Genomic DNA, 6346 nt, shown 5'->3' on the forward strand with positions numbered 1-6346 from the left:
ATGACTGGCTGTTCAAGGTACACCAACCGACACGGGCTCATATGAAGCAGGATGTCGCGGCTTACATGAAGTACTACAACCTGGATCGACTGCACTCTACGAACGGTGATTTATCACCGGTGGAGTATGAAAAATTAGCAAATTAAGGTGTCCGGGTTATTCAACCAGAACAAGGTACTGTGTACCTTGAGAAGTCTTGCACTTCACCGGTGAAATAGCTGTTAGCGGCGATTACCAAAAACCACACTCCGCCGAATGTCAGAATTATGCGACTAGCCATTGCCTCCTCTCCCTGTTGTCTGAGTGGGAGATTCGATCATTTGGCCGATCATTGCAATGAAAAGCCCTTGTTCTATTGTCGCCGTTTTCATCGAGTGGGCAATGCGTTAATGAATACCGTAGGAGTGCTGTATGTTCTGAAAGGAATTATGAAATATTCTGAAATTGGAGTTTTGTTAGCGAATGCTAACGCTACAGGAAGGATTCTAACTGGTGCCTGGAGCCGGAATTGAACCGGCACGACCGTAAGGTCGGGGATTTTAAGTCTTTTCAATAAGTTCTTAGAAATCAAAGTCTTAGCCTCTAATTTCATAATACCAAATCCAATCAAAACCCCCGCCCCATGCACCCCCAAACACTGGATATTCTGAAGATCAAAACGCCTGATATTTCAGGACTATCGTGTTTACTCTGAAAGCTGTAGTACAATAACTTGTACAACCCAAAGAGGCAGAACAGATGGACACAATTAGCTACTCGTCCTTCCGGTCACAGCTGTCCAGCGTGCTCGACAAAGTCAACGATGACCACAAGCCCATGATGATCACACGTCAGAATGGTAAAGCCGCGGTAGTCATGAGCCTGGAAGACTTCCACGCTTACGAAGAAACCGCCTACTTGATGGCCAGCCCCAAAAACGCCGAGCGTTTGAACCGGGCTATCGCTGAACTGGAAGCCGGGCACGGCACAGAACAAGGACTGATTGAAGAGTGATCCTATCCTGGGCCAAAGACGCCTGGGAGGATTACCTCTACTGGCAGCAGACCGACAAGAAAACCCTGAAACGCATCAACACCCTGATCAAAGACATTCAACGACATCCGTTTGAAGGGCTTGGCGATCCTGAACCCCTCAAGCACAACTGGTCAGGGTATTGGTCACGCCGAATAGACCGGGAACACCGCCTGGTCTACAAAGTCACCGATACCGCCCTGCTTATCGCCCAGTGCCGTTATCACTACTGATAACGATAGTCACAGCTTCCAGATATTTAGTCTGAGTGCTCAACAAACAAGGTCAAATAGTTTTACCAAAATCCCAAATCAGGTAAAATTATTTTACTTTGTTCGTAACTTTGGAATCCCCTCATGACCCCATCAGAGCAATGCAAGGCAGCAGGTCTGACTGGCCTGGCTGAGTTGGTAAGAACTACCGGCGAATCCAAACAAACCCTCATCAACTGGCACCGCAACAAGCCCCAGCTGTTCAAGATTGTTGTATCTGGAGCACTCATGCACCGGATACGCGAAGCAACTCAATCCATTATCGAAGCCAACGGCGGCTAATGCCGGCATAGCGGCATTAGCGGCGTCCGGATCTGCACCTGGTCAATGCGGCAACGCCGATATGGTGGGGATTGGCATGGTTAACCCCCTCCTGCTAAGAGACTGCGGTCAAGGGTTTACCCGGCGCAGCCGGGGCGCCGCAGGCGCCCTTGACGGCCAAGTCTCGCAGCAGGTCTGGTAACCACCTGCCAACACCACCACAAGCGCCCCAAGCGGGATTCTCCGGCGTCTCCGGCGTCTCCGGCGTCTCCGGCGTCTCCGGCGTCTCCGGCGTCTCCGGCGTCTCCGGCGTCTCCGGCGTCTCCGGCGTCTCCGGCGTCTCCGGCGTCTCCGGCGTCTCCGGCGTCTCCGGCGCAGCCGCTGCCGTTCGCGTCAGGGATGCGAAGGATTTAAAACCCGGAAACAACAGCGAACAGCCGTCTCGATCCGGAACACCTGGACAGCTGCTGTTGTTGAGGATTTCGAGCGAAGCGAGTCCGAGAGCAGCTCGACGACAGCAAGCCCCACTCTTCAACGTCTAATGGATCATTCAAGTCTGATTAGGGATTGCCTGGCGGGACGCCGTGAAACCTTCTGTATGGCCTTACAGGCTATCCAGAAGGCAGGACACAGCAGAGAAGCTGGTAACGAGCGCAGCGAGCTACAGGCTTCTCTGCTGTACCCTGCCCTGGGGATACGTCCCTGTAACACGTATTTTAAAAGGGGTTTTTATATAGTTGCATCAAGATGGTTAGCCTGTTAAGTTTCAATTTCTTTCTGTTATTAAAATTTCTTTTATATAAACCCTACGTTATATGTGGAATATATTTACATCTGTGATCATCAATGAATAACTTTCTATTCAGCCTTGGGCAAATCAAGAGCACTGCATTATTCACAATACTCTCAGTTGTATTTTCCGTGACGCTCGTCACATTCCTTGAGTGTTTTCTAAATTCTCAAATTTCTAAAAACTCAATTTTGATTGCTGGCATAACATCGACAACCGTTTCATCGTCGTTATCTTGGTATGTAATTGGTTTGCTATTTAAAATAAACACCCTGGAAAAAAAGCAGCGGGCTTTAGCCAGTTATGATTCGTTAACCAGTATAATGAACCGTCGTCAGTTCTTCTTTTCTGCGCATGAGTTATTTAGACGCTCTCACGACTTCAATGATCCTGTATCTATATCCATTATTGATATAGATAACTTCAAGTTGATAAATGACGAATACGGCCATGCTGCTGGCGATGCTGTTCTTATCTCTCTTGGAAAGCTATTAAAAGAAACCATCCGATCAACGGATATCGCTGGGCGCATCGGCGGAGAAGAGTTCTCTATATTGATATATGGATCAAAATCAGATCAGGCATTTGAAATTCTTGATGAAATTCGATCATTAATTGAAAAAGATTGCGTAGCATTCATGGACTACAGACTCCACTATACAGTCAGTATTGGTGTAGCCGACGGCGAAGACGGATATGATGTAGAAGATATATTGATACAAGCAGATAAAGCCCTTTATAAATCCAAGAAAAACGGAAAAAACAGAGTTAGCAAATATTAAACCGGAGCAACCTTGCCAACAGTTGCTTTTGTACTAGACTTTTAGAGCCTCTATACGGTCATTTTCGCTATGCTCTCTCACTTTAAACCACTACAATCACTCTGCAAATGACTAAGGCTTTATGCCGAATAGGGATAACTGTCTGGAGGCTTAAATGGATGAAGATCTGAGTCAAATGAGTAGAGAAAGCTTAATTAATGAGATCAAAAAGCTACGCAATGGCATTCGTACACACAGGGATAGTAGTGGTCATGATCTCTGTTGGTATCATCCTGATTTATGGAGTTTATTGCCTGAAGATACAGGCCCACTTCCGTCAGTTCCTGAATGGCCACAGTTTATGGAGGGATGCATAAGATATCGGCAATCATTAGATATTCAGGCCTCTGGTGCGCCAAGATCCAAGGATGCATTCGAAGATGGCTAATAATTTGATTAGTGACCCCTGTGTGCGGAGCGTTATCCATGCTCTCCTCTTTCAGCCCTAGTAATGACAACCTCTCCCACTCCAGCTCGCAGCAGTGATTAAAGTCATGCCTATCGGAAAAATAAGTACAAGCAACAACACCATTGAATTGCAGTTGCCTAACGGTGAATACGTTTCTGAACAGGTAGAGAGTCTCAGCAGTGCTTACGACTTGCTGATCGGTAGTGATGTTCTCGCGAATGATTCATGCTGCTACATACTGATTTTTGACCATTCTCTCTGGGTGGTGCCTGACTCAACTGCTGGCTTTAATGCCTTAAACAAACAGCTCCCCAATCTCATTGGCCAACACAGGATCACAACAGCCCGCATAGACTACCTGCCATTCTCATGGCGGGCCCGGCGTTTTTTGCTTGGCATGGAAGGTAGGTTGGCTATTAAAAGCAGAGAGGCTATTGACGACATTGAAGATGTTATGACCGTGTTAAACGACGTGGATTTCGTTAATTTAATGTAGATGTTCTGATAAGATTTTGTTGGGACTATGAGAGCTGGTAACTATTCCAACATTCACTGACATAACCATTTTTTTGTTGCAACTATTTGAAATTCGCTTGATTGTCGTCTTCACGAATTTCAACAATGATCACAAAAAACACATTCAGTATTTGCTCCGCCTGATCAAAGGGCTTAGTTTTCGCTTCAATAAATATTCTTACTCGTGTATCGATTGGTAAAAAATGGAGTTTTATGGAAGCGTTACAGCAGGACGATCAACAGCTGTTTGAGAATACAATCAAATCAATGGAAGCGGAGCTGGCAAATGTCGGCGTGCACCTAACGATAGATTCCTCAGCACGACAGCTGTATACGAAAAAGATCCGGGCCATGTCTAATGAACTAAGAGTCTTGGCAGCTAGCGGCAAAATCACTTGGCTTGAGGCCGCTCAGCAGGCTTCAACGGCTCGAAACGTCATTATGGATATCATCCGCACCAAAAGTACCCCTGTCGGGCTTTCTATCGCCCAAAGTCTCAAGCAACAAGGTAAAACACTTAATGAGCTTGTGGCTTCGAAGGCTCAAAAGATGTACGGCAAATCTGTTAACTTCGACAAACTCACAGACTTCCAAAAGGACAAGGTATATTCCGAGGTTGTTAAGTCTGCTGGCAAGTCCCGGCCAGAAGTTACAGCAGCCATGAAAAAGCTGTCTTATGCAGGCAGAAGTTTGGTATTTGTGTCTATTGCGCTTTCTGTCTATACCGTAGCAACAGCTGAGAACAAATTTGATGCTGCAGGTCGGGAGATCGCTATAACGGGCGCTGGTGTTGGTGGTGGCTTTGCTGGAGGTGCCTTGGCTGGTTTGGCCTGCGGCCCTGGTGCTCCGATCTGTGTAACCGTTGGAGCATTTATTGGTGGCGCCCTGTCTGCTTTCGGTGTTGGAATGCTGTGGTAAAGGCTCACTGCATGAATGTTATTAATGAAAGTCGCATCATCACGACGCTGGTGTCTGAAGACACTGAAGATACTTCGGCAAAAATTCGCGTAGCAATAACTGATTCGCCGATAGATATAACTGTGAGCGGTGCGTTTGTTGAAGCATGCATTCAATGCAGTGAATTCGTTCTCGTATTTACAACGAATAATTGCCCTTTCGAAGAAACATTAAACATCACCCTGGTTGATTATGGTAACAGTGTTCTGGATAGTGCTTCACTATTTTGGCCATACAGCACAGGGGCATTTGCAATATCTGGTCTGGTCGAACCGAATAAGGTGATCTTTGAATTCTTGGGTGACAAACAATGGCAAATTGAAGTATTGGATAATCCTGCGATCTATATCCCTCTCCTGTCTGAGCCTTCAGGCAGCTGGCGACAATTCAAATTCAAAAGACACTTTAGAATATCCCAATTGGCATCCGTCCTGGGCACTCCGCCCAACTCCTGACAGCAGAGTCAAAATCAAGTAAATTGGCCATGTAACCGTTCAAGGATGAACCATGGCCAAGTTTCTCACCACCGCATCCCTTAATTTTCTACTGGAACAACTCGTTCTCAAGTCTACCAAGAACCTGGTGCTGGTTAGCCCGTACCTGAAAATCAATCCCCGCCTCCGCGAACTGATTTCAGACAAAGCCAAGTCCGGCGTGCCTGTTACCGTGGTTTATGGCAAGACTGACATAGCTCAGACTGAAAAGGACTGGTTTGCCGTTCACCCACAAATCACCGTCAAGTTCTGCTCCGATCTGCACGCCAAATGCTACATGAACGAAGCCAACGTGATTGTCAGCAGTCTGAACCTGTATGAGTTCAGTCAGATCAACAATAAGGAAATGGGGGTTCTACTGACCAGAAAAGCTGACGGCAGCGCCTTCACCGATGCGGTTGAAGAAGTCGACCGCCTGGTTCGCAACTCCCCTCCTGTCGAGTTTCAGGCCAAGCCAGAACAGCCTGCACCTGAACCACTCAAGGAAGCGCCAAAACCCGCCTCCCCTGAACCTGGTATTCCGATTGAGCCTGAGTTGCTCACCAGCTCAAAGCTGGGCAAGAAACACGGCATGTCTGCAACCAAGCTGGAAAAGGTGCTCGAAATTACCGGGCACCTGGAAAAACGTGATGGTAATTACTATCTGACCGACAAAGGCAAAGCAGCCGGTGGCCAGTTCCGAAAAGGACTGTTCTGGTCAACAAAACCGGACACATTAATTTGCTAATTTCTCGTACTCCACCGGTGATAAATCACCGTTCGTAGAGTGCAGTCGATCCAGGTTGTAGTACTTCATGTAAGCCGCGACATCCTGC

Annotated in this window: 10 protein-coding genes and 1 pseudogene; 10 read left to right on the plus strand and 1 reads right to left on the minus strand. The window is 47.0% G+C overall.

All coding sequences use genetic code 11. The annotated features are described in order from the left end of the window. The 10 genes and pseudogenes from K6123_RS22880 to K6123_RS22925 all read left to right on the plus strand — a co-directional run. Positions 1–213, plus strand: a pseudogene (locus tag K6123_RS22880) (IS3 family transposase); the annotation flags it as partial. 525 nt (positions 214–738) lie between these two features. Further along, complete coding sequence (locus K6123_RS22885; protein ID WP_221801934.1) at positions 739–993, plus strand: type II toxin-antitoxin system Phd/YefM family antitoxin; 255 nt, start codon at positions 739–741, stop codon at positions 991–993. Further along, entirely contained in the window at positions 990–1244 is a 255-nt protein-coding gene (locus K6123_RS22890) for a Txe/YoeB family addiction module toxin (RefSeq protein WP_221801644.1), read from the plus strand. The genes K6123_RS22885 and K6123_RS22890 overlap by 4 nt, the downstream gene beginning before the upstream one ends. 123 nt (positions 1245–1367) lie before the next feature. Then, positions 1368–1565, plus strand: coding sequence for a hypothetical protein (locus K6123_RS22895; RefSeq protein WP_221794631.1), 198 nt, complete (start codon positions 1368–1370; stop codon positions 1563–1565). Positions 1566–2390: 825 nt separating this feature from the next. Further along, a complete protein-coding gene (locus K6123_RS22900; protein WP_221801935.1) occupies positions 2391–3116 on the plus strand; it encodes a GGDEF domain-containing protein in 726 nt (241 codons plus the stop codon). Between the two features lie 154 nt (positions 3117–3270). Then, on the plus strand, positions 3271–3543 hold the full coding sequence (locus K6123_RS22905) for a hypothetical protein (protein ID WP_221801937.1): 273 nt from the start codon (positions 3271–3273) through the stop codon (positions 3541–3543). A gap of 106 nt (positions 3544–3649) precedes the next feature. Further along, the gene (locus K6123_RS22910) at positions 3650–4060 is read left to right on the plus strand and encodes a hypothetical protein (protein WP_221801939.1); all 411 of its coding nucleotides are present in this window, start codon (positions 3650–3652) and stop codon (positions 4058–4060) included. A 233-nt stretch (positions 4061–4293) separates the two neighbouring features. Continuing rightward, on the plus strand, positions 4294–4998 hold the full coding sequence (locus K6123_RS22915; RefSeq protein ID WP_221801940.1) for a hypothetical protein: 705 nt from the start codon (positions 4294–4296) through the stop codon (positions 4996–4998). An 11-nt stretch (positions 4999–5009) separates the two neighbouring features. After that, on the plus strand, positions 5010–5492 hold the full coding sequence (locus K6123_RS22920; protein ID WP_221801941.1) for a hypothetical protein: 483 nt from the start codon (positions 5010–5012) through the stop codon (positions 5490–5492). Positions 5493–5544: 52 nt separating this feature from the next. Continuing rightward, positions 5545–6258 carry a phospholipase D family protein gene (locus tag K6123_RS22925; RefSeq protein ID WP_221801942.1) on the plus strand — a complete coding sequence of 238 codons (714 nt, stop codon included), beginning with the start codon at positions 5545–5547 and terminating at the stop codon, positions 6256–6258. Here the strand turns inward: K6123_RS22925 and K6123_RS22930 are convergent. Beyond that, a partial coding sequence (locus K6123_RS22930; protein WP_221799887.1) for an IS3 family transposase occupies positions 6247–6346 on the minus strand: 100 nt, incomplete at its 5' end. The two genes, K6123_RS22925 and K6123_RS22930, sit on opposite strands and share 12 nt — an antisense overlap.

Source organism: Oceanobacter mangrovi (assembly GCF_019740315.1).
Lineage (GTDB): Bacteria > Pseudomonadota > Gammaproteobacteria > Pseudomonadales > Oceanobacteraceae > Oceanobacter > Oceanobacter mangrovi.